The 22,674-nt window shown below is 66.7% G+C and carries 22 protein-coding genes; 12 read left to right on the top strand and 10 right to left on the bottom strand.

Features of this window, described 5'->3' with window-relative positions; all coding sequences use genetic code 11:
* Nucleotides 1–75 precede the first annotated feature (75 nt).
* The gene (locus tag HWX09_RS07405; RefSeq protein ID WP_051421342.1) at nucleotides 76–1,185 is read right to left on the bottom strand and encodes an AraC family transcriptional regulator; all 1,110 of its coding nucleotides are present in this window, start codon (nucleotides 1,183–1,185) and stop codon (nucleotides 76–78) included.
* 73 nt (nucleotides 1,186–1,258) lie between these two features.
* On the opposite strand from HWX09_RS07405, the gene HWX09_RS07400 reads away from it, so the two are divergent.
* Nucleotides 1,259–3,292: an NADPH-dependent 2,4-dienoyl-CoA reductase gene (locus HWX09_RS07400; protein ID WP_027782452.1), complete on the top strand. Its 2,034-nt coding sequence runs from the start codon at nucleotides 1,259–1,261 to the stop codon at nucleotides 3,290–3,292.
* A 124-nt stretch (nucleotides 3,293–3,416) separates the two neighbouring features.
* On the opposite strand, the gene HWX09_RS07395 is transcribed toward HWX09_RS07400, so the two are convergent.
* Together HWX09_RS07395 and HWX09_RS07390 are read right to left on the bottom strand one after the other, a co-directional pair.
* Nucleotides 3,417–3,827, bottom strand: a complete 411-nt coding sequence (locus HWX09_RS07395; RefSeq protein ID WP_027782453.1) for a DUF2471 family protein — start codon at nucleotides 3,825–3,827, stop codon at nucleotides 3,417–3,419.
* 221 nt (nucleotides 3,828–4,048) lie between these two features.
* Nucleotides 4,049–4,942, bottom strand: coding sequence for a LysR family transcriptional regulator (locus HWX09_RS07390; RefSeq protein ID WP_027782454.1), 894 nt, complete (start codon nucleotides 4,940–4,942; stop codon nucleotides 4,049–4,051).
* A gap of 91 nt (nucleotides 4,943–5,033) precedes the next feature.
* On the opposite strand from HWX09_RS07390, the gene HWX09_RS07385 reads away from it, so the two are divergent.
* Nucleotides 5,034–5,813, top strand: a complete 780-nt coding sequence (locus HWX09_RS07385; RefSeq protein WP_027782455.1) for an NAD(P)H-dependent oxidoreductase — start codon at nucleotides 5,034–5,036, stop codon at nucleotides 5,811–5,813.
* A 170-nt stretch (nucleotides 5,814–5,983) separates the two neighbouring features.
* On the opposite strand, the gene catC is transcribed toward HWX09_RS07385, so the two are convergent.
* The 3 genes from catC to HWX09_RS07370 are packed head-to-tail and all read right to left on the bottom strand — an operon-like array spanning nucleotide 5,984 to nucleotide 8,386.
* Nucleotides 5,984–6,274, bottom strand: coding sequence for a muconolactone Delta-isomerase (gene catC, locus HWX09_RS07380; RefSeq protein ID WP_027782456.1), 291 nt, complete (start codon nucleotides 6,272–6,274; stop codon nucleotides 5,984–5,986).
* Between the two features lie 43 nt (nucleotides 6,275–6,317).
* Nucleotides 6,318–7,220, bottom strand: coding sequence for a catechol 1,2-dioxygenase (catA, locus tag HWX09_RS07375; protein WP_027782457.1), 903 nt, complete (start codon nucleotides 7,218–7,220; stop codon nucleotides 6,318–6,320).
* Between the two features lie 32 nt (nucleotides 7,221–7,252).
* Nucleotides 7,253–8,386: a muconate/chloromuconate family cycloisomerase gene (locus HWX09_RS07370; RefSeq protein ID WP_027782458.1), complete on the bottom strand. Its 1,134-nt coding sequence runs from the start codon at nucleotides 8,384–8,386 to the stop codon at nucleotides 7,253–7,255.
* A gap of 91 nt (nucleotides 8,387–8,477) precedes the next feature.
* Between HWX09_RS07370 and HWX09_RS07365 the strand changes: the two genes are divergently transcribed.
* The 3 genes from HWX09_RS07365 (at nucleotide 8,478) to HWX09_RS07355 (ending at nucleotide 11,831) form a co-directional block, all read left to right on the top strand.
* Complete coding sequence (locus HWX09_RS07365; RefSeq protein ID WP_027782459.1) at nucleotides 8,478–9,368, top strand: LysR family transcriptional regulator; 891 nt, start codon at nucleotides 8,478–8,480, stop codon at nucleotides 9,366–9,368.
* A 347-nt stretch (nucleotides 9,369–9,715) separates the two neighbouring features.
* Nucleotides 9,716–11,392: a methyl-accepting chemotaxis protein gene (locus tag HWX09_RS07360; protein WP_027782460.1), complete on the top strand. Its 1,677-nt coding sequence runs from the start codon at nucleotides 9,716–9,718 to the stop codon at nucleotides 11,390–11,392.
* 127 nt (nucleotides 11,393–11,519) lie between these two features.
* Nucleotides 11,520–11,831 (top strand): hypothetical protein, encoded by a 312-nt coding sequence (locus tag HWX09_RS07355; protein WP_027782461.1) that lies wholly within the window; start codon nucleotides 11,520–11,522, stop codon nucleotides 11,829–11,831.
* A 212-nt stretch (nucleotides 11,832–12,043) separates the two neighbouring features.
* Here the strand turns inward: HWX09_RS07355 and andR are convergent, their stop codons facing one another.
* On the bottom strand, nucleotides 12,044–13,003 hold the full coding sequence (gene andR / locus HWX09_RS07350; protein ID WP_027782462.1) for an anthranilate 1,2-dioxygenase regulatory protein AndR: 960 nt from the start codon (nucleotides 13,001–13,003) through the stop codon (nucleotides 12,044–12,046).
* 213 nt (nucleotides 13,004–13,216) lie between these two features.
* Between andR and andAc the strand changes: the two genes are divergently transcribed.
* The 5 genes from andAc (at nucleotide 13,217) to HWX09_RS07325 (ending at nucleotide 17,939) form a co-directional block, all read left to right on the top strand.
* Nucleotides 13,217–14,488, top strand: a complete 1,272-nt coding sequence (gene andAc, locus HWX09_RS07345; RefSeq protein WP_027782463.1) for an anthranilate 1,2-dioxygenase large subunit AndAc — start codon at nucleotides 13,217–13,219, stop codon at nucleotides 14,486–14,488.
* Between the two features lie 15 nt (nucleotides 14,489–14,503).
* Nucleotides 14,504–14,980 (top strand): anthranilate 1,2-dioxygenase small subunit AndAd, encoded by a 477-nt coding sequence (gene andAd / locus HWX09_RS07340; protein ID WP_006490977.1) that lies wholly within the window; start codon nucleotides 14,504–14,506, stop codon nucleotides 14,978–14,980.
* 26 nt (nucleotides 14,981–15,006) lie between these two features.
* On the top strand, nucleotides 15,007–15,333 hold the full coding sequence (gene andAb / locus HWX09_RS07335) for an anthranilate 1,2-dioxygenase ferredoxin subunit AndAb (protein ID WP_006479527.1): 327 nt from the start codon (nucleotides 15,007–15,009) through the stop codon (nucleotides 15,331–15,333).
* On the top strand, nucleotides 15,323–16,543 hold the full coding sequence (gene andAa / locus HWX09_RS07330) for an anthranilate 1,2-dioxygenase system ferredoxin--NAD(+) reductase (protein WP_027782464.1): 1,221 nt from the start codon (nucleotides 15,323–15,325) through the stop codon (nucleotides 16,541–16,543). The genes andAb and andAa overlap by 11 nt, the downstream gene beginning before the upstream one ends.
* Before the next feature lie 109 nt (nucleotides 16,544–16,652).
* Nucleotides 16,653–17,939, top strand: coding sequence for a DUF445 domain-containing protein (locus HWX09_RS07325; protein WP_027782465.1), 1,287 nt, complete (start codon nucleotides 16,653–16,655; stop codon nucleotides 17,937–17,939).
* Nucleotides 17,940–17,972: 33 nt separating this feature from the next.
* Here HWX09_RS07325 and HWX09_RS07320 read toward each other — a convergent pair whose 3' ends face one another.
* From HWX09_RS07320 to HWX09_RS07310, 3 genes are all read right to left on the bottom strand, one after another.
* Nucleotides 17,973–18,275 carry a HigA family addiction module antitoxin gene (locus HWX09_RS07320; RefSeq protein WP_027782466.1) on the bottom strand — a complete coding sequence of 101 codons (303 nt, stop codon included), beginning with the start codon at nucleotides 18,273–18,275 and terminating at the stop codon, nucleotides 17,973–17,975.
* A 165-nt stretch (nucleotides 18,276–18,440) separates the two neighbouring features.
* Nucleotides 18,441–18,740, bottom strand: coding sequence for an addiction module antidote protein (locus tag HWX09_RS07315; RefSeq protein ID WP_027782467.1), 300 nt, complete (start codon nucleotides 18,738–18,740; stop codon nucleotides 18,441–18,443).
* Nucleotides 18,741–18,743: 3 nt separating this feature from the next.
* Nucleotides 18,744–19,061 carry a type II toxin-antitoxin system RelE/ParE family toxin gene (locus HWX09_RS07310; RefSeq protein ID WP_051421365.1) on the bottom strand — a complete coding sequence of 106 codons (318 nt, stop codon included), beginning with the start codon at nucleotides 19,059–19,061 and terminating at the stop codon, nucleotides 18,744–18,746.
* 375 nt (nucleotides 19,062–19,436) lie between these two features.
* Between HWX09_RS07310 and HWX09_RS07305 the strand changes: the two genes are divergently transcribed.
* Complete coding sequence (locus HWX09_RS07305; protein WP_027782469.1) at nucleotides 19,437–21,077, top strand: acetolactate synthase large subunit; 1,641 nt, start codon at nucleotides 19,437–19,439, stop codon at nucleotides 21,075–21,077.
* Nucleotides 21,078–21,106: 29 nt separating this feature from the next.
* Nucleotides 21,107–22,540 (top strand): aldehyde dehydrogenase family protein, encoded by a 1,434-nt coding sequence (locus HWX09_RS07300; protein ID WP_027782470.1) that lies wholly within the window; start codon nucleotides 21,107–21,109, stop codon nucleotides 22,538–22,540.
* Nucleotides 22,541–22,674 lie beyond the last annotated feature (134 nt).

Genomic DNA, 22,674 nt, shown 5'->3' with positions numbered 1-22,674 from the left:
CGACGGGTTGCGCGGCGTGCGACGCTGAAGACCGCGCGTAGCCGCAGCCGCCCCCCTTTCGTCGACGGCCCGGCGCTATTCGCGCACCCATGCTCCGGTTGCCGCCGACACGACTACGCCGGCCGCTGCTTCCCGATACGCGCTCGGCGTCTGCCCGGCCCAGCGTCGGAACGCGCGCGTGAAATTCGCCGGGTCGGTGAATTGCAGCCGTTCGGCGATCGTTTTCAGGTCGAGATCCGACGCGGCGAGCAACTGCTTTGCATCCCGAAACCGCGCTTCGTCGAGCAAGCGCCGATAGCTCGATCCGGCTTCCTCCAGCCGGCGCCGCAGCGTGCGCGTCGACACGAGCAGCGCGTCGGCGAGCGTGTCCGGCCCCGGATAATCGCCGGCTGCACGCGCCAGTTCCGCCCGCACGCGCTCGACCAGATCGCCTTCCTCCTGACGCACCTGCGCATATTCGTGCTCGACCTGCACGAGCGCCTGCCGGTGCGCGACTTCGTCGGCGAGCGGCAGCGGCCAGTCGAGCGCGTCGCGTGCGATCCACAGCGCATTCGCCGCGCAGCCGAATGCCACGGGCGGCAACTGGTGGCGATACCGCGCGAAATAAGCCGGCTCCGGCCACGCGAACCGCAGCTCGATCGGCGGCGCGTCGCGGCCGGACCATTGCGAGATGTTCTGCGCGAGCCCCGTCAGCACGAATTCGAACATCACGTGGTGCTGCAGCACGGGGTTCGCCTGCACGCCGTGCAGTTCGAGCGTCGCGCCGCGTTCGTCTTCCGCATAGGTCAGCCGGTATTGGCGATTGCGCATCCGGAAGTAGCGCTGCGTGACCGACAGCGCTTCGCGGATGTCCCGCGCGGTCAGCGTCGCGTAGCCGAGAAAGCCGTGCACGGTCGGCTTCAGCAGCAGCCCGAACGCGAGCCCGATGCCCGGATCGCCGCCGATTTCGATCGCGTTGAGCACGAGCCGCCCCCATTGCGACGGCGCGACGCGTGCGTCCGGTTCGGCCAGCACCGCGTCGCGCAGGCCCGTGCCGGCACGCACGGCGGCCAGATCGACGCCGCGTGCGGCCAGCGCCTGCAGCAGCAGGCGCGTATAGGCGACCGGAATCGTCGGCCGGCGCAGCCCGAGGCGGTCCTTGCGAGACGGGGAAGTCATGTCGATTTGGCCGGAAATGACAAGCATTATGGCTGTTTGCCCCCTCACGTTCAAGGCGGCGCGCGCCTACGATGGCAGGCATCGCTTATTGGCCGACATCATGACGACTCCCTTTCCCCACCTGCTCGCACCGCTCGATCTCGGCTTCACGACGCTGAAGAATCGCGTGCTGATGGGCTCGATGCATACGGGCCTCGAGGACAGCCGCAAGACGCTGCCGCGCCTCGCCGAATATTTCGCCGAGCGTGCGCGCGGCGGCGTCGGCCTGATCGTGACGGGCGGCTTCGCGCCGAACGTGGCCGGCTGGACCAAGCCGTTCGGCGGCACGCTGATGACGTCGGCCGCCGCGCGCCGGCATCGCGAGATCACCGGCGCCGTGCATGCGGAGGACGGCAAGATCGCGCTGCAGATCCTGCATACGGGCCGCTACGGTTATCACCCGTTCGCGGTCGCGCCGTCGAAGATCAAATCGCCGATCTCGCCGTTCGCGCCGCACGAACTGAGCGCGCGCGGCGTCGAGCGGCAGATCCGCGCGTTCGTGCGCTGCGCGAAGCTGGCACGCGAAGCTGGTTACGACGGCGTCGAGATCATGGGCTCCGAGGGCTACCTGATCAACCAGTTCATCTCGATGCACACGAACAAGCGCGCCGACCAGTGGGGCGGTTCGTACGAGAACCGCATTCGCTTGCCGATCGAGATCATCGAGCGCACGCGCGAAGCGGTCGGCCGCGATTTCATCCTGATCTACCGGCTGTCGATGCTCGACCTGATTCCGGACGGCAGCGACTGGAGCGAAACCGTGCAGCTCGCAAAGGCGGTCGAGCGGGCGGGCGCGACCCTCATCAACACGGGGATCGGCTGGCATGAGGCGCGCGTGCCGACGATCGCGACGTCGGTGCCGCGTGGCGCGTTCGCGTGGGTGACGAAGAAGATGAAGGGCGAGGTCGGCATCCCGCTCGTGACGACCAACCGGATCAACCGGCCCGAAGTGGCCGAGCAGATTCTCGCGGACGGCTGCGCGGACATGGTGTCGATGGCGCGCCCGCTGCTCGCGGATGCCGAGTTCGTCGTCAAGGCCGCACAGGGCCGTGCCGACGAGATCAACACCTGCATCGGCTGCAACCAGGCGTGCCTCGATCACGCGTTCAAGAACCGAATCGCGTCGTGCCTGCTGAACCCGCGCGCGTGCCACGAGACGGAGCTGAAATACACGCCCGCGCCGCAGCCGAAGCGCATCGCGGTGGTCGGCGCGGGGCCGGCCGGGCTTGCATGCTCGACGGTACTCGCGCAGCGCGGCCATCAGGTCGACCTGTTCGACGGCGCCGCCGAGATCGGCGGCCAGTTCAACATGGCGAAGCGGATTCCGGGCAAGGAGGAGTTTCGCGAAGCACTGAGCTACTTCGGCAGGCAGGTCGAGCTGACCGGCGTGAAGCTGCACCTGAACCGCCGCGTCGACGCGAGCGACCTGATCGCGGGCGGCTACGACGAGATCGTGCTCGCGACCGGCGTCGCGCCGCGCGACCCGAAGATTCCGGGGCAGGACGGGCCGAACGTGCTCAGCTATATCGACGTGCTCGCAGGCAGGCAGCCGGTGGGCCGGCGCGTCGCGGTGGTGGGCGCGGGCGGAATCGGCTTCGACGTCGCCGAATATCTGGTGCAGGACGGCGAATCGCCGGCGCTCGATCTCGAAGCATGGAAAGCGGAGTGGGGCGTGACCGACCCGGCCGCGACGCGCGGCGGCGTGACGCGTGCACAGGTGTCGGCGCCGGCGCGTGAAGTGACGCTGCTGCAGCGCAAGGCCGCCCCGCTCGGCAAGGGGCTCGGCAAGACGACCGGCTGGATTCACCGTGCGACGCTGAAAATGAAGCAGGTGAAGATGATCGGCGGCGTGAACTACGAGCTGATCGATGCGCGCGGGCTGCATGTGTCGTACGGCGAGCAGCGCACCGATCACGAACTGATCGAAGCCGACACGATCGTGCTCTGCACGGGGCAGGAGCCGCAACGTGCGTTGCTCGCGCCGTTGCAGGCCGCCGGGCGCTCGGTGCATCTGATCGGCGGCGCGGAACTGGCCGCCGAACTCGATGCGAAGCGCGCGATCGATCAGGGCTCACGGCTCGCGGCGCGGCTCTGACGGGGCGGATGCCCGATGATGCGATGACGCGGCGGCGCGTGGCCGCGATGGCGTGTGCTGCCCCGGGAATCCGCGTTTGCACCGGCGTGGCCCTGACCGGAAGGGAAGGCCGCGCCGGCCGTCGTTACTCCATCTCGACGCGTTGCGTCTCGGTCTCTTCCGCTTCGAGCATTGCCTTGACGATCAGATAGACGGCCGGCAGATCGTCGTCGTCGCGTTTCCAGTCGACGGCTTCCTCGATGTCCGCCGCGACCATCCGGCTGTCGCGCAGCCGGATGAACGCGTCGACGACGGTCGGATCGTTGCGGTTCAGGAAACCGGCGTTCGAGAACGCCAGCTCCTCGACATTCAACAGCGCCTGCCAGCTCATCGTGCGGACCGCCGCCGGATGGCTGCGCCGCCGCAGGCCGAGCGCCCGCTGGGCGGGCGCGCCGACGACGCGCTGAAGATCGACGACCGCCTGCCGCGCGGCGCGCTCGAAGTGGCTCGGGTTGAAGCCGGGTTGCTCGGGATCGAATGCGGATGACTGGAACATGGTCGCCTCACAAAAGTCCGTCCGTCGATGGGTGACGGAATTCGGGTCAAATGGTTCAAAAGCACTGTAAATATATACAGTGTTCGAGGCGGTTTCAAGTCGCCGATGAAGAATCGCATCGAAGGGCGACGCGGTCATGACGAAGCCGATCGACGCCGGCCGCCGGGCGCCGTCCAGCATGCCCGTTCCTTGCCGCGCCGGATCCGGCCGCCGGATTCGATCTACACCGCCGCCGCGATGGTTTCGCGCAGCCATCGATGCGCCGGATCGCGATGCACGCGCTCGTGCCACAGCATCGACATTTCATAGCCGGGCACCTCGACCGGTGCGTCCACCACGCGCAGCGCGGGCACGTCGCGCACCAGCCGCTCGGGCAGCATCGCGACGAGGTCGGTGCTCGCGACGGCCGACATCACGAACAGGAAGTGCGGCACCGACAGCACGACGCGCCGCGCGGCACCCACCTTCGCGAGCGCTTCGTCCGTCACGCCGAGGAAGCCGCCGCCGTCCGGCGACACGATCACGTGCTCGAGCGCGCCGAACTGCGCGAGCGTGGGGCGCCGCTTCAGCTTCGGATGACCGGCACGGCCGATCAGCACGTAACGCTCGACGAACAGCGGCAGGCGCCGCATGCCCGGCGGCGACGCTTCGGTCATATGGAACGCGAGGTCGATGCCGTTTCGTTCGGTATCCTGCTCGATGCGCGGCGGCACGAGCTCGATGACGGCCAGCCGCGTGCCGGGCGCGATCGAACGCAGCGTGCGCAGCGCGGGCAGCACGATCGTCGATTCGCCGTAGTCGGTCGCGGCCACGCGCCATGTGTTCGTCGCGGTCGCGGGATCGAACGGCGCGGCCGGGAGCACCATGCGCTCGACCGCTTCGAGCACGTCGCGCAACGGCTCGCGCAGCGCTTCCGCACGTGCGGTCGGCCGCATCCCGCGCGGCCCCGGCAGCAGCAGCGGATCGCCGAACACGTCGCGCAGTTTCTGCAACTGCACGCTGACCGATGGCTGCGACATGTTCAACTTCTCGGCCGCGCGCGTGACGTTGTGCTCGGCGAGCAGCACGTCCAGCGTGACGAGCAGGTTCAGATCGAGCCTTCTGAGATTATTCATGGCTATACCTGGAATATCGGAAATTCATTTCCAATATACCTGCGGCAACGGCATCCTGCAGTCAGTCAATTCAATCCACGGAGTACCGAACATGAATGTGCTGATCGTCTATGCCCATCCGGAGCCGCGTTCGCTGAACGGCGCGCTGCGCGACTTCGCCGTCGGTCATCTCGAAGCGGCCGGCCACGCGGTGCAGGTGACCGACCTGTATGCGATGAACTGGAAGGCGGCATTCGATGCGAACGACGTGACCGATCGTGCGCCCGACACACGCTTCGATCCGGCGCTCGATTCGAAGCGCGCGTTCGCGGCGGGCACGCAGAGCGAAGACATCGCGCGCGAGCAGGACAAGCTGAAGTGGGCCGACGCGGTGATCCTGCAGTTTCCGCTGTGGTGGTTCTCGATGCCGGCGATCATGAAGGGCTGGTTCGAGCGCGTGTACGCGTACGGTTTTGCCTACGGCGTCGGCGAACATTCCGATACGCACTGGGGCGACCGCTACGGCGAAGGCTCGCTGGCCGGCAAGCGGGCGATGGTGGTCGTCACGACGGGCGGCTGGGAGTCGCACTACAGCCCGCGCGGCATCAACGGACCGATCGACGACGTGCTGTTCCCGATCCAGCACGGGGTGCTGTATTACCCGGGGTTCGACGTGCTGCCGCCGTTCGTGATCTATCAGACGGGCAAGATGAATGCCGCGCGCTTCGACGAAACGCGCGCGGCGCTCGGCCGGCGTCTCGACGATCTGTGGACCACGCCGCCGATTCCGTTCCGCCGGCAGAACGCGGGCGATTACGAGATTCCGGCGTTGACGCTGAAAGAGGAGATCGCGCCGGGGAAGGTGGGGTTCGCGGTGCATTTGACCGCCTGATGGTGACTGCGCCTCCTGATGCGGGGCGGCACGGATGACCGCCGCCGAACACAAAACGCCAAGCGCAAAACGCAAAAGACCCGGGCGGCCTGCGTGACATCGCTGGCCGCCCGGGTCGTGCATCTCATGGCATCGCGCGGCCGTGGGTCGCGGCCGCGATTCGTCGTTGCTTACCGATCGTCTTCCCGCACCGACGAAGGATGCCGGCACAGCGCCCGCACCTCCATCTCCATATACGGAAACAGCGGCAGCTGACTCAGCACGTCATGCAGCTGCTGCACGCTTTCGACGTCGAAGATACTGACGTTGGCATACTGCCCGGCGATCCGCCACAGATGACGCCAGGTCCCGTCGTTCATCAGCCGCTGGCACATCGCCTTTTCTTCCGCCTTCAGCGTGGCGGCCTTGACCGGATCCATGTCCGCCGGCAGGCGAACGGTCATTTCCACATGAAACAGCATCCTGCACTCCTTGCGTTGTCGATTCGTCGAACGGGACGGGCGCTCACGCCTGCGCGCGGGGCCGCTCCACTTCGCTCCCCGGCACGTCCTGCTTTTCCTTGAGCAGCGAGAAATCGAAGTCGATCAGCGCGAACTGGCCGTCGACGCCGTACGGCTTGCCTTCCGCGCCTTCCGCCTGCCTGACCGGCGGGATCAACCCGTCGCGCGTCGCGAACGCGAAGTCGTCCCACAGATGCGGATCGCCGTCGATGTTGATCTGCGTCGTCAGCTTACGATAACCGTCCGCGGAAACGAAGAAGTGAATGTGCGCCGGACGATGGCCGTGGCGGCCGAGCTGATCGAGCAGTTGCTCGGTCTTGCTGCCCGGCGGCACGCTGTAGCCGACCGGCAGCACGCTGCGGAAGCTGTAACGGCCTTCGGCATCGGTGCGGATCGAGCGGCGCAGGTTGAACGCGGGCTGCGACGGGTCGAAGTACGAGTAATTGCCCAGGTGGTTCGCATGCCACACCTCGACCAGCGCGTTCGCGAGCGGCGCGCCGTCCTGGCCGAGCACCCGGCCGCGCATGATCAGCGTCTGGCCCGGATCGGTGCCGTCGTCCAGACGCGCATGGCCGACCGATTCCGGCGCGCCGGCGACGTACAGCGGCCCTTCGATCGTGCGCGGCGTGCCGCCCTGGATGCCGGCCTTTTCCTCGGCCTCGTCCATCCGCACGTCGAGGAAGCGCTCGAGGCCGAGGCCCGCGGCGATCAATCCGAATTCGCGGCCGGCTTCGTTCAGGTAGTTCAGGGCCGTCCAGAATTCGCTCGGCTGCACGTCGAAATCCTCGATCGTGTAGCAGAGGTCCTTCACGATCCGGTTGACGATCGCGCGTACGCGCGGGTTGCCGGGCTTCTCGGCGGCGTCGTCGAAGGTCTTCAGCAGTGCGTCGATGGCTTGCTTGTTCATCTGTGTCTCCGGTTTCGGTTGTCGTGTGGGGATCAGCGGGCGTCGCGTCGCATTCGTTCGATGCGGGCCCAGTCGAAGGTGAGGCCGAGGCCGGGCGTCGCCGGCAGATGCAGCTTGAAATCCTGGTAGCGCAGCGGCTCGACGAGGATCTCCTCGGTGAGCAGCAGCGGGCCGAACAGTTCGGTGCCCCATTTCAGCGAGTCGAACGTGCTGAACAGTTGCGCGGACGCCATCGTGCCGGCCGCGCCTTCGAGCATCGTGCCGCCGTACAGTTCGATACCGGCCGCCGCGGCGATCGACGCGACGCTCGCCGCGCCCTGCAGGCCGCCCGATTGCGCGATCTTCACCGCGAACACGTCGGCCGCGCGATCCTGCGCGAGCGCGAACGCGTCGACGGGGCCGTGCAGCGCCTCGTCGGCCATGATCGGCACCTGCGCGAGCTGAGTGAGGCGTCTCAGCCCCGCGCGGTTGGTCGCGGCGATCGGCTGCTCGACGAGACTCACGCCGGCGTCGGCGAGCCGCGCGCCGGCCCAGATCGCATCGGTTTCGCTCCATGCCTGGTTCACGTCGACCCGCACGTCGCCGCGCTCGCCGAGCGCGCGCTTGATCGCGACCACGTGGGCCACGTCGTCGGCGACCGCGTTCGAGCCGATCTTCAGCTTGAACGCGCGATGGCGGCGGGCTTCGAGCATCGCTTCGGCTTCCGCGATGTCGCGCTGCGTGTCGCCGCTCGCGAGCGTCCACGCGACGTCGACCGCATCGGTCCGGCGCCCGCCGAACAGTTCGGACAGCGGTACGCCGAGACGCTGCGCCTGCGCGTCGAACAGCGCGGTCTCGATCGCGCACTTCGCGAAGCGGTTGCCCTGGAACAATTTGCGCGCACGCGCCATCGCGGCGCCCGGGCGCGTCGCGTCCATGCCTTGCAGCAGCGGTGCGAAGTAGGTGTCGAGGTTGACCTTGATGCTTTCCGGGCTCTCCTCGCCATAGGCGAGACCGCCGATGGTCGTCGCCTCCCCGACGCCTTCGATACCGTCCGTGCATCGAATTCGGACCAGCACGAGGGTCTGGCAATTCATCGTGGCGACCGACAGTTTGTGGGGCCTGATCGTCGGCACGTCGACCAATAATGTCTCGATGCGTTCGATGGTGGCGGCAGTTGCTATCATGCGATTCCTCCTGTTGGTGCACATGGTAGGAATTCCCGCCCCGCGTCGTCCAACACTCTTTCCGACTACTTCCATACCTTTGAGGCATGAAATGGAATTACGTCAGCTCCGTTACTTCATCGCCGTCGCCGAGGAAATGAACATCACGCGGGCAGCGGAGCGGCTGCACATGACGCAGCCGCCGCTGAGCCGCCAGATCCAGGCGATCGAGGACGAGATCGGGTTGCCGCTGTTCGAGCGCGGCGCGCGGCCGCTGAAACTGACCGATGCCGGGCGCGTGTTCCATGCCCAGGCGAAACGTCTGGTCGACCAGGCCGACGAGCTCGGGCCGCTGACGCGGCGGCTTGCGCAACTGTCGGAGCGGATCGTGATCGGTTTCGTGCCGTCGACGCTGTACGGCGCGCTACCGGACGTGATCCGCGCGTTTCGCGAGGCGGAGCCGGACGTCGAGCTGTCGCTGATCGAAATGTTCACGCTGGAACAGCTGGGCGCGCTGAAGGGCGGCCGGATCGACGTGGGATTCGGCCGCTTGCGCTTCGACGACGACCAACTGGTGCGCGAGGCGCTGATCGAGGAGAAGCTGATCGCGGCGCTGCCGGTCGGGCATCGGCTCGCCGATCCGGCCCGGCCGCTGACGCTCGCGGATCTCGCGAACGAGACGATGATCGTCTATCCGAGCACGCCGCGGCCGAGCTTCGCCGATCAGCAGTTGTCGGCGCTGCGCGACGGTGCGGTCGTGCCGGCGGCCGTGCACGAGGTGCGCGAACTGCAGACGGCGCTCGGGCTCGTCGCCGCGCAGGTGGGCGTGTCGCTGGTGCCGGAGAGCGTGGAGGGCGTGCGCGTGAAGGGCGTCGTCTATCGGCGGCTGCCGGAGCCGGGCGCGACGTCGCCGATCATCATGAGCCGCCGGCGGCACGGCGAAAGCGCCGCCACCGCGGCGTTCTGCGCGATTGCGCGGGAGATGATCGTGCCGGCGGCATAGCGGGACGTCGCTTCGGCCTTGCGGTGCAACTAACGGTCTAGCTGCGCTACGTCCGCGGATGGAAATTCGGCATGTCGCCGCAGCCTCGTGTCGTCGACCGAATGATGCCAGCTCCATTAATGAGATAGATTATTAATGAGAAAAAGGCGGCCTCTAATATATAGAGAGATTTGTTAATGAGATATCGATCGCCAAAAAGCGCGGTGGATATTCGAATTCTTGCCATTTTCGATTTTGATTATTTCGGATCGAGATACCTAAATCGGCTCGTTTTCCTTCCGTAAACCCCGGTCATGGAACGGCGCTTGCCATTCCTCATCGACCTGACAAGCCGGAGGAGCGTGAAAATGAGTCGATTTACCAAAAGCATAAAATTCAGGATTTTTATCACCCTTGCGTCGTGCGTCGCATTAATGATCGCGATCGGGGTGTTCGGCGTATTCGGTTTGTCCCGGCTGAATTCGAATCTGCATCGCGCTTATCAGGGCAATACATTGCCGATCTGTGAATTGACCGAAATTCGCGCCATCTCGCTCGGGATTCAGCTTCAGATGCGTCGGATCCAGGCGGAGCGCGACCCGGTACGCACGCGAAGCGGCGTCGACGAGATGCGTGCCGAGCAAAGCCGCCTCGATACGCTCTGGAACCGCTATTACACGGAATCGATCACGAGCGACAAGGAGCGCGCGATCGCCGAGCGCATCCACGCCGTGCTGCCGCGCTTCAGGGCAGGCGTCAATGACGTCGTCGCGGCGATGAGCGGCTCGGCCCCCGATGCGATCAACGCGGCGATCGACCGGCTGCCGGCCGCGGGCGAACTCAGGCAGGTGCTCGAAGACGACATCGCGCTGAACGCCGAGCAGGCGAAGTCGTTCGTCGACGACAGCGAGTCGACGTTCAGGACCATTCTGTGGATCGCGATCGGCTTGATCGGCGCCGGCGTGCTGATCGCGGCGTGGGCGTCCGTGCACCTGCTGCGACACATTTCGACGCCGCTCGGCCAGGCCGTACGCGTGGCCGACGAAATCGCGGGCGGCACGCTGGACAACCGGATCGACATCGATTTGCACGACGAATTCGGCCAGTTGCTCGGCGCGCTGGCGACGATGGACCGGCAGCTCGGCACGACGGTGCGCGGCATCAAGCGCAGCGCGGAGTCGGTCGCGATCGCGTCGCACCAGATCGCGAGCGGCAATGCGGATCTGTCGGCTCGCACGGAGGAGCAGGCCGCGTCGCTCGAGGAGACCGCATCGAGCATGACGCAACTGACGGAGACCGTGAAGCAGAACGCCGACAACGCGCAGCAGGCGAATACGCTCGCGACGCGTGCGACGGGCATCGCGAATGCGGGCCACGACGCCGTGCAGCACATGGTCGCGACGATCGAGCAGATCAGCGACCGCTCGAGCCAGGTGTCCGATATCACGGGCGTCATCGAGGGGATCGCGTTCCAGACCAACATTCTCGCGCTCAATGCGGCCGTGGAGGCGGCGCGCGCGGGCGAGCAGGGGCGCGGCTTCGCGGTAGTCGCGAGCGAAGTGCGCAACCTCGCGCAGCGTTCGGCGGCGGCGGCGAAGGAAATCAAGGAGCTGATCGGCGCGTCGGTGTCGATGATCCACGACAGCGCGCAGCAGGCCACGGACGTGGGCGCGACGATGGGCCAGGTGAAGCAGGCGATCAAGCAGGTGTCCGACATCGTCGCCGAAATCGCGGCCGCGTCGCGCGAGCAGAGCCAGGGGATCGAGCAGGTCAACGTGGCGATCGGGCAGATGGAGGGCGTGACGCAGCAGAATGCGGCGCTCGTCGAGCAGGCCGCCGCCGCCGCGCATTCGCTCGAAGAGCAGGCCGGCCATCTGCAGGCGGCGATGTCGGCGTTCAGGCTGGCGGGTGCCTTCCCGGACGCGCCCGCCGCGCCGGCGGTTGCGTCGCCGGCGCGGGCGTGGCCGCCCGCGGCAGTGCGGCCGCCGAGCGTGCCGGCAGCTGTGGCTCCAGTGGGTGGGTCCGCCGAATGGCATGCGCTTTGAACGCGACGCGATCCGCCCCTGTGGCGACGTGCATGCCGGTGCGCCAGACACGCCGGCGCGCGCGTTCGCCGTTCACGTTCACGATCCGTCCGCGGCGATGCGGGCGGTGGATCTGCCGATGACACCCATGACGAACCTGACTCAGGCAGTACTGACGCTCGACGCGCTCGTCGACATGTGCGCGCGTTTCGATCCGTCGGACGCGGATCAGCGGCTGATCGTGCGTACGATGGTCGTGCCGATGCTGGCGCGGCGGCTGAAATGGCTGGAACTGCTGCTACGCGCGTGCCCGCATAGTCCGGCCACGCGGGCGATGTTCGAACAGGTCGAACGCGCGCTGGCCTGCGCGTCGTCGCGACTGGATGGTCCGGGATTGCCGTCCGCGGGCGCTGCGGAAGCGGCGCAAACGGCACAGCCGACGCGAGCGGCACCGGCGTAAGCACAACCGGCGCAAACTGCTCACGCCGCTCACGCTGCTCGGGCCATCGCAACAACCCGTGCCGGGGGCGGCCCCGGCCACAGCAGCGGTCAGCAGCCGTGCTGTACCGCAGTGATCGTCGGCCCCGCCGGTCGTCGTGCGCGCCTGCCACGTAACGGGCAATTGCCTGCGCAGCCGCGGGCGAGTCCGCCCGGAAACGCACGGGCGTGCGCTCAACGCTTCGCGTCGAGCGTCTCCGACGGCGATTCGCCGAACCTTTCCCGATACGCGATCGCGAACCGCCCGAGATGGGTAAACCCGCAGTCGAGCGCGATATCGGCGATCCGCCGATCGGATGCCGCGCCGCGCAGCAGTTCGCGCGCGTGCGCGAGCCGCGTCGCGCGCAGGTATTGCATCGGGCTCATCCCGCGAAATTGCAGGAACGCGTCGCGCAGCGTCCGTTCGGGCACGTTGGCGGCCTGGACGATATCGGCGAGCTGCAGTGGCTGTGCGTAGTGCGCATCGACGAAATCCTGTGCGCGCCGTACGAAGCCCGGCGCCGGGTCGCGATGCGACGCCTGCAGCACGGACGGCGGATGGCCTTCGATCAGCAGGTCGATCAGCAGATGCTCGAGCTGCGACGCGACCCGCGGGTTCGCGTTCGCGCGTTCGAGCAGCTCGGGCGACCGCGCGACGAGCATCAGTTGCTGGTGCCACGCGGCGAGCGCGGCGTCGCTGATGTGCAGCACGGGGTCGAGCGTCGCGCGTGGGTCGCCGGTCAGCGAGCCGACGGTCGCCGCGTCGATGCGCAGCACGAACTGCTCGCAATCGGCCGACAGCACCGCGTCGAAGCGCTCGCCGGGCGCGCATAGCACGCCGGTCTGCCCGTCGACGCCGAGCTGCCGCCCCATCGCGCGCACTTCCGCCTGGCCCGACAGGCAAAACATCAGCAGGTAGTAGCCGTCGACCGCATCGACCTGCACGCGCATCGCGTCGCCGAACGCGATCGTGCCGATCCCGAGGCCGCCCAGCTTGACGAAATCCATGTGCGACGCCCCGTGCACGCGGCCGCTCGGCAGCAGCGCGTGCGGCTGCATCACGCGCGAGATCCGCTCGCGCGTCTCGTCGAGATCGCGGGATTCGAACAGCCGGTGCGCGCGTAGCGCGAGCGGCTCGAACGACGTTGGGGACATGGGCCTCAGCCTTGGTATGAACGACGTGCGCTTCGATCCGACGAATGGGTCGCGATCGTGCGCCGGGTCGCGTGTGCCGTCATGCTAGCGCAGAAATCCGCCGAAAGTGGATATTGCGCCGCCGCAATCGCACTTTCCGGATAGACGCCGAATATTAGCTTTTCAAAAATCGGCTCCATGCATTCAACGCAACGGATCGACAAGGAGTCCGACATGGAGCAGACAGAATCGCCCGTCGTTTTCGCCGCACGCGGCGACGCATCCGACGTGACCTTCCCGCACGACGACGGCTCGCGCGTGCCGTACAAGGTGTTCAGCTCGCAGGCGGTCTACGAACGCGAGCAGGAACGCATCTTCCGCGGGCCGACGTGGAATTTCGTCGCACTCGAAGCGGAAATCCCGAACGCCGGCGACTTCAAGAGTACGTTCGTCGGCGACACGCCGGTGGTCGTCACGCGTACCGAGGACGGCACGCTGTCCGCATGGGTGAACCGCTGCGCGCACCGTGGCGCGCAGGTGTGCCGCAAGTCGCGCGGCAACGCGAGCTCGCACACGTGCGTCTATCACCAGTGGAGCTTCGACAACCAGGGCAACCTGCTCGGCGTGCCGTTCCGGCGCGGCCAGAAGGGGATGACCGGGATGCCGGCCGATTTCGATCCGAAACAGCACGGGCTGCGCAAGCTGCGCGTCGACAGCTATCGCGGGCTCGTGTTCGCGACCTTCAGCGACGACGTGATGCCGCTGCCCGACTACCTCGGCGAGCAGATGCGCCCGTGGATCGACCGGATCTTCCACAAGCCGATCGAGTATCTCGGCTGCACGCGCCAGTATTCGAAGTCGAACTGGAAGCTGTACATGGAGAACGTGAAGGACCCGTATCACGCGAGCATGCTGCATCTGTTCCATACGACCTTCAACATCTTCCGCGTCGGGATGAAGGCGCGCTCGATTCCGGACGCGAACCACGGGCTGCACAGCATCATCACGGTGACGAAGACGGGCGACGATACGTCGGCCGCGTACAAGCAGCAGAACATCCGTTCGTTCGACGAGGGTTTCCATCTGGAAGACGAATCGATCCTCGATCTCGTGTCGGAATACGACGAGGACTGCACGAACCATATCCAACCGATCTTCCCGCAGCTCGTGATCCAGCAGATCCACAACACGCTGGTCGCGCGCCAGATCCTGCCGAAGGGGCCGGACAACTTCGAGCTGATCTTCCACTTCTTCGGTTATGCGGACGACACGCCCGAGCTGCGCGCGCTGCGCATCAAGCAGGCGAACCTCGTCGGGCCGGCCGGCTATATCTCGATGGAGGACACGGAAGCGACCGAGCTCGTGCAGCGCGGCACGGTGCGCGATGCCGACGCGACGTCGGTGATCGAGATGTCGCGCGGCAACCCGGAACAGCAGGACACGGTGATCACCGAGAGCCTGATCCGCAAGTTCTGGGTCGGCTACCAGAAGCTGATGGGCTATTGAGGCAGGAGCAAGAAAATGACGGAAGACATGAAGACGTGGTTCGAGATTTACATGCTCCAGAACCGCTACATCGGGCACCTCGACAACGACCGGCTCGAACACTGGCCGGAAATGTTCACCGAGGACTGCACGTACGAAATCGTGCCGAAGGAAAACGCCGATCTCGGGCTGCCGGTCGGGATCGTTCACTGCACGAACCAGCGGATGCTGCGCGATCGCGTGGTGTCGTTGCGGCACGCGAACATCTACGAAGAGCATACGTACCGGCACATGACGTCGGGCCTGACGATCGTCGCCGAACGCGACGGCGAAATCGACACCGAGAGCAACTACGTGGTCGTGCAGACCCGTAGCAACGGCGAATCGAACGTGTATCAGGCCGGGAAGTACTACGACACGGTCGTGCGCACGCCCGACGGGCTGCGCTACAAGACCAAGCGCGTGATCTACGACACGTCGCGCGTGCAGACGCTGCTCGCGACGCCGATCTGACCGATCTGACGAAGCAAGGAATCGACATGACAGAAGCAACGCTGGCCGAGTGGCATCCGCTCGGCGCTTTCGACGAATTCTCCGAGGACGAACCGGCCGCGCGCGTCGCCGGCCAGAAGCCGATCGCCGTGTTCCGGATCGGCGACGAACTGTTCGCGATGCACGACCTCTGCACGCACGGGCATGCGCGGCTGTCAGAAGGCTATGTGGAGGACGGCTGCGTCGAGTGCCCGCTGCACCAGGGGCTGATCGACATTCGCACCGGTGCGCCGAAATGCGCGCCGATCACCGAGCCGGTGCGGACCTATCCGATCCGGATCGTCGACGGGCAGGTGGAAGTCAATGTCGGCTGATCCGTTCGTGATCGTCGGCGCCGGCCACGCGGCGCGGCGCACGGCCGAGGCGCTGCGCGAACGCGACGCGGCCGCGCGCATCGTGATGATCGGCGCGGAGCGCGAGTTGCCGTACGACCGGCCGGCGCTGTCGAAGGATGCGCTGCTGAGCGATGGCGGCGAGCAGCGTGCGTTCATCCGCGATGCCGCGTGGTATGACGCGCAGCGCATCGAACTGCGGCTCGGCACGCGTGTCGATGCGATCGAGCGCGATGCACGGCGTGTGCGGCTCGACGGCGGTGCGACGTTGCCGTACGCGAAGCTCGTGCTCGCCACGGGCTCGCGCGTGCGGATGTTCGGCGGTCCGGTCGACGAAGGTATCGTTCCGCATTACGTGCGTACCGTTGCGGATGCGCGTGCGTTGCGTGCGCAACTTGTGCCCGGGCGCCGCGTGGCGGTGCTCGGCGGCGGCTTCATCGGCCTCGAGGTCGCGGCGGCCGCACGCCAGCTCGGCTGCGACGTGACGGTGATCGACCCGGCGGCGCGCTTGCTGCAGCGTGCGTTGCCGGAAGTCGTCGGCGCGTATGCGCGGCAATTGCACGACGCGCGCGGTGTGGTTTTTCAGATGGCGACGCTGCCGCGCGCGATCCGTCGTGCGCCGGCCGGTGGAGCGATCGTCGAGACCGACCGTGGCGACGTGCAGGCGGACATCGTCGTGGTCGGTATCGGCGTGATGCCCAACGTCGAGCTGGCGCAGGCGGCCGGGCTCGACGTCGACAACGGGATACGCGTCGACGCAGGTTGTCGCACGGCCGATGCCGCGATCTTCGCGGCGGGCGAGGTGACGATGCACTTCAATCCGCTGCTCGGGCGTCATGTGCGGATCGAATCGTGGCAGGTGGCCGAAAACCAGCCGGCCGTCGCGGCCGCGAACGTGCTCGGCGCCGACGAGACCTATGCCGAGTTGCCCTGGCTGTGGTCGGATCAGTACGACTGCAACCTGCAGATGCTCGGGCTGTTCGGCAGCGAACGCACGATCGTCGTGCGCGGCGATCCGGCGAGCGGGCCGTTCACGGTGTTCGGGCTCGGCGACGACGGCAGGATCGTCGCGGTGGCCGCGGCGAACCTCGGGCGCGACATCGGCGCGTCGCGGCGGTTGATCGCGGCAGGCGCGGTGCCCGATCCGGTGAAGCTGGCCGATCCGGCGGTCAGTCTGAAGACGTTCATGTAGCGTCGGCACGCACGGCGCGTGTGCGCCGCGCGTGCCGACGCCGTCGGCGGGTTTGTCGGTTGCGGCGAAATCGGGGATATTAACGACATCGCCGATCCGCCCGTCCCTCATGACGCCAGACAAAGCCCTCGAACTGAAACGAAGCAAGCGCCGCGCGCTGTGGCTGCTGCTGGCCGCGGTCGCGGTATTCGTCACGACCATCCTGCTGCCGCGCGGCCCGTGGGTCGACGGCTTCAAGGCGGTGGCCGAAGCCGCGATGGTCGGCGCGCTCGCCGACTGGTTCGCGGTCGTCGCGCTGTTTCGCCGCGTGCCGATCCCGTTCGTGTCGCGCCACACCGAGATCATTCCGAAGAACAAGGACAAGATCGCCGACAACCTCGCGGTGTTCGTGCGCGAGAAATTCCTCGGCCCCGACGCGCTCGCCGCGCAGATCCGCCAGCACGATCCCGCGCAGAAGCTCGGCGCGTGGCTCGGCGAGCCGGCGAACACCGACGCGCTCGGCGGCTACGTGACGAAGCTGATGAGCTTCGCGCTCGACATGACCGACGACGCGCGGATCCAGTCGTTCGTCCACGATGCGTTCCGCGCGGTGATCGACCGGGTCGACCTGTCGCAATCGGCCGGGGCGATCCTCGACACGCTGACGAAGGACGGCCGCCACCAGGCGCTGCTCGACGACGCGATCGACCAGGTGGTCGACGTGCTCGACAAGGAAGAGAACCGCGAGGTGATCGCGGGCTTCATCGTCGAATGGCTGAAGACGCAATACCCGAAGGTCGAGAAGATCATGCCGACGCAGTGGTTCGGCGAGAACGGCGCGCGGATGCTCGCGAGCGCGGTGAGCCGCGTGCTGGAGGGTGTGGCGGCCGACCCCGAGCACGAGCTGCGGCAACGCTTCGACCGGACGGTCGTGCGGCTGACCGAGCGGCTGAAGCACGACCCCGCGTTCATCGCGAAGGGCGAGGAGATCAAGCGCTATATTCGCGACGGCGATGCGTTCAACGAGTATGTGCGCGACTTGTGGGACCAGTTGCGCGCGTGGCTGAAGGCCGATCTCGCGCGCCCCGATTCGGCGCTGCACCGGCAGGCCGCGACGCTCGGCGGCTGGCTCGGCGCGCGGCTCGCCGAGAGCCCGGCGCTGCGTGCGTCGCTGAACGAGCACGTCGAGAAGGCCGTGCACGAGATGGCGCCCGATTTCGCCGATTTCCTGATGCGTCATATTCGCGACACGGTGCGCAACTGGGATGCGCGCGAGATGTCGCGGCAGATCGAACTGAACATCGGCAAGGATCTGCAGTACATCCGCATCAACGGCACGCTGGTCGGCGGGCTGATCGGGCTCGGGTTGTATCTGGTGTCGCTCGCGCCGCGCTGGGCGGCCGGGTGGCTGCACTGACGCGGCCACGCGAACGAACGGCGGACCGCGTGCCTACGCGTGCGTGCGCTCGCGCGGTTCGACCTTGCGGTCGATCTCGCTGCGCGTCGGCAGCGTCTTGAGGTCGTACGCGGCTTGCAGGTTCAGCCAGAATTCCGGCGACGTATCGAAGTAGCGCGCGAGCCGATAGGCCGTATCGGCCGTGATGCCGCGCCGTTCCTTGACGATTTCGTGCAACCGCGTCGCCGGCACGTTCAATGCGAGCGCCAGCGCGTTGACGCTCAGTTCCAGCGGAACGAGGAATTCTTCCCGCAGGATTTCGCCCGGATGAATCGGGCGCATTCCATTCTCGAGCATGCGAAGCTCCAGTCAGTGATAGTCGACGATCTCGACCTGGGCGGGGCCATCGTCGCTCCATTCGAAACAAATCCGCCATCGCTCGTTGATGCGGATGCTGTGCCGGGTGGCTGCACTGACGCGGCCGCCGGCATCGCAAAGGGCGCGATGCCGTGCACCCGCACGTCACGCGTGCGCTTTCGCGCCGTGCAGTTGCAGGCCGAGCGCCTTGATGACCTTCAGGATCGTGCCGAAGCTCGGGTTGCCGTCGTGCGACAGCGCCTTGTACAGCCCTTCGCGCGACAGGCCCGTGTCGCGCGCGACCTGCGACATGCCGTGTGCGCGGGCGATGACGCCGAGCGCGTGCGCGATGAAGGCCGGATCGTCGCCGGCTTCCTGCAGACACGCTTCGAAGTAATCGGCCATGTCGTCCGCGGTTTTCAGGTGTTCGGCCGAATCCCACGGCCGGGTTCTGATCTTGTCCATCGATTACTCCATGTCGAGATGCGCGAGCATCGCGTGCGCGGCGCGTATGTCGGCCTGTTGCGTCGATTTATCGCCGCCGCAGAGCAGGATGACCCAGATCGTTCCGCGCCGGACGTAGTAGACGCGATAGCCGGGGCCATGGTCGATACGCATTTCGACGACCGGCGAGCCGGCGGACTTCCAGTCGCCCGGATTGCCCATCGAGAGACGGTCGATGCGTGCCTGGATGCGGCGCTTTGCGACGCGATCCGGCAGGCCGGCAAACCATGCGTCGAAGACGTCGGTGGTTCGGATACTGAATGCTGGAGCACTGTATGTCATCGATAGCGGCTTGTCAACCATGGTTCACAGTCGTCGGGCGGTTTCCATGGCGCTCACCATAAGGCCGCGCGCGTCATTTGTCGGCTCAATGGCCGTCAGGCCGATGCATGCCCGGCGCGCGAGCCTGGCGGTCAATGAAAGTCGGTATTTCCCGAATCCGTCTACAATCAAAAACGTCTTTGCCGCCCGTGTGTGCCCGCCGCATGCGGGCGGATCCGTTCGTCCTCCCGTATCGGGAGGCGGCACCGTGCATCGCGCGGTGAGCAGTGCCGTGGTCTGTGTCCAGTAGGTAAGGCGTCCGCGTGCCGTAGGCCGGCGCGCGTCCTGAACGCCGCGTGTCCGTAGGCCGGGCAGGCGGCATAACCGAGAGTCCCCATGAAAGCATCGGATCTGTTCGTGAAGGCGCTGGAAGCCGAAGGCGTCGAGTACGTGTTCGGCATTCCAGGCGAAGAAAACCTCGATCTGCTCGAATCGCTGCGGCGCTCGAAGATCAAGCTCGTGCTGACCCGGCACGAGCAGGCGGCCGGGTTCATGGCCGCCACCTACGGCCGCCTTACGGGCCGCACCGGCGTGTGTCTCGCGACGCTCGGGCCGGGCGCGACCAATTTCGTGACGGCCGCCGCGTATGCGCAGCTCGGCGGGATGCCGATGCTGATGATCACCGGGCAGAAGCCGATCAAGTCCAGCAAGCAGGGTCACTTCCAGATCGTCGACGTGGTCGACATGATGCAGCCGCTCACGAAGTTCACGCGGCAAATCGTGTCGATCGGCAACATCCCGTCGGCCGTGCGCGAAGCGTTCCGCCGCGCGGAGGAGGAGCGCCCGGGCGCCGCGCACCTCGAACTGCCCGAAGACATCGCGCACGAGGAGGGTGACGGCAAGCCGATCCCGCGCAGCTACAGCCGTCGGCCGGTCGCGGAGGAGAAGGCGGTCGCGCACGCGGTCGACGCGATCCAGGCCGCGCGTCATCCGCTCCTGATGATCGGCGCGGGCGGCAACCGCAAGACCACCTGCAAGATGCTGCTCGAATTCGTCGACAAGACGGGCATCCCGTTCTTCACGACGCAGATGGGCAAGGGCGTGATCGACGAGACGCACCCGCTGTGGCTCGGCAACGCGACGCTGTCCGACGGCGACTTCGTGCATCGCGCGATCGAGCATGCGGATTGCATCATCAACGTCGGTCACGATGTGATCGAGAAGCCGCCGTTCTTCATGCGCACCGACGACAAGACCGTGATCCACGTGAACTTCCTCGGCGCGCAGGTCGACCCCGTCTATTTCCCGCAGATCGAGGTGGTCGGCGACATCGCGAACGCGGTGTGGCAGATGAAGGAGGCCATGTCGCCGCAGCCGCACTGGGATTTCACGCGCTTCACGATGATCAAGTCGCATTTCGACGCGCATCTGGAAAAGGGCCAGCACGATCCGCGCTTCCCGATGTATCCGGTGCGGATCGTGAACGACCTGTACAACGCGCTGCCGCTCGACGGCATCGTCTGTCTCGACAACGGGATGTACAAGATCTGGTTCGCGCGTTACTGGCGTGCGCACGAGCCGAATTCGCTGCTGCTCGACAACGCGCTCGCGTCGATGGGCGCGGGCCTGCCGTCGGCGATCGCGACGAAGATCGTGCATCCGCAGCGCAAGGTGATCGCCGTGTGCGGCGACGGCGGCTTCATGATGAATTCGCAGGAGCTCGAAACGGCCGTGCGGTTGAAGCTCGACATCGTCGTGATGATCCTGCGCGACGATGCGTTCGGGATGATCCGCTGGAAGCAGGAAAACATGAATTTCCCCGATTTCGCGATGACGCTGCAGAACCCCGATTTCGTGTCGTACGCGCAAAGCTACGGCGCGCACGGGCATCGCGTCGAATCGGCCGACGATCTCGAGCCGTTGCTGCGCGAGTGCTTCTCGTCGCCGGGCGTGCACGTGATCGACGTGCCGATCGACTACTCGGACAACGAGCGCGTGCTGAACCGCGAGATCAAGCGCCTGTCGGCGCAACTCTGACATCCCCGTTCACAGGAAGGAGTCGTTCCATGTTGAAGGAAACCTATCCGTACTACCTCGCCAACGAAGCCGTCTACGCGAACACCGATCTGGAAGTGACCGACAAGTTCAGCGGCAAGGTCGCCACGCGCGTCGCGCTGGCCGATGCGAAGGCGATCGATGCGGCGATCGCCGCGGCAGTCGACGCCGCGAAGCCGATGCGCGAGATGCCGGCCTACAAGCGGCAGGCCGTGCTCGATCATTGCGTCGCGCGGTTTCGCGAACGTTTCGACGAGCTGGCCGAGGCGCTGTGCATCGAGGCCGGCAAGCCGATCAACGATTCGAAGGGCGAAGTCACGCGGCTGATCGATACGTTCCGCGTCGCATCCGAGGAATCGGTGCGCATCGACGGCGAGATCGTCAACCTCGAGATCTCCGCGCGTGCGCAGGGCTATACGGGCTACACGAAGCGCGTGCCGATCGGCCCGTGCTCGTTCATCTCCCCATTCAACTTCCCGTTGAACCTGGCCGCGCACAAGGTCGCGCCCGCGCTCGCGGCCGGCTGTCCGTTCGTGCTGAAGCCGGCGAGCCGCACGCCGATCGGCGCGCTGATCATCGGCGAGGTGCTCGCGGAAACCGACCTGCCGAAGGGCGCGTTCTCGGTGCTGCCCGCGCATCGCGACGGCGCCGACCTGTTCACGACCGACGAGCGCTTCAAGCTGCTGTCGTTCACCGGTTCGCCCGCCGTCGGCTGGGCGCTGAAGGAGAAGGCCGGCAAGAAGAAAGTCGTGCTGGAGCTCGGCGGCAACGCGGCCGCGATCGTCGACGCCGACCAGCGCGAGCGGCTCGACTACGTGGTCGAGCGGCTCGCGTTCGGCGCGTACTACCAGTCGGGCCAGAGCTGCATCGGCGTGCAGCGGATCCTCGTCCATGCCGGTCTTTACGACGCGCTGCGCGAGAAGCTGATCGCGAAGACGCGTTCGCTGAAGATGGGCGATCCGAAGGATCCGTCGACGTTCGTCGGCCCGATGATCTCCGAATCCGAGTCGCGCCGGCTGTCGGGCTGGATGGGCGCGGCCGTCGCGGCGGGGGCGAAGATCGTCGCGGGCGGCAAGGTCGACGGCGCGATGTTCGAGGCGACGCTGCTGGAAAACGTCGGGCGCGAGCAGGACCTGTACCGGAAGGAGGCGTTCGGCCCGGTCGCGATCCTCGAGAAGTTCGACCGCTTCGACGACGCGCTCGCGCGCGTGAACGACAGCGACTTCGGGCTGCAGGCCGGCGTGTTCACCGATTCGCTCACGCATGCGCAGCGCGCGTGGGAGGAACTGGAGGTCGGCGGCGTCGTGATCAACGACGTGCCGTCGTTCCGCGTCGACAACATGCCGTACGGCGGCGTGAAGGATTCGGGCCTCGGCCGCGAAGGCGTCCGCTACGCGATCGAGGACATGACCGAGCCGCGGCTGATGGTGGTGCGGCGTCGGTAACGCGCGACGGGCGGTGCGGTGCGGTGCCGCGACGGCACGCGGGCGGGCGATCGGGCCGGCCCGCGTGCCGTTTTTTCATGGTGGCGCAGAGCGGCACGGCACCACACCGCACGCGTCCTGCGCAGCCGCCCGGA

The sequence above is a fragment of the Burkholderia sp. BCC1208 genome (genome assembly GCF_902833095.1).
Taxonomy (GTDB): domain Bacteria; phylum Pseudomonadota; class Gammaproteobacteria; order Burkholderiales; family Burkholderiaceae; genus Burkholderia.
This window is presented reverse-complemented; position numbering and strand designations above follow the sequence as displayed.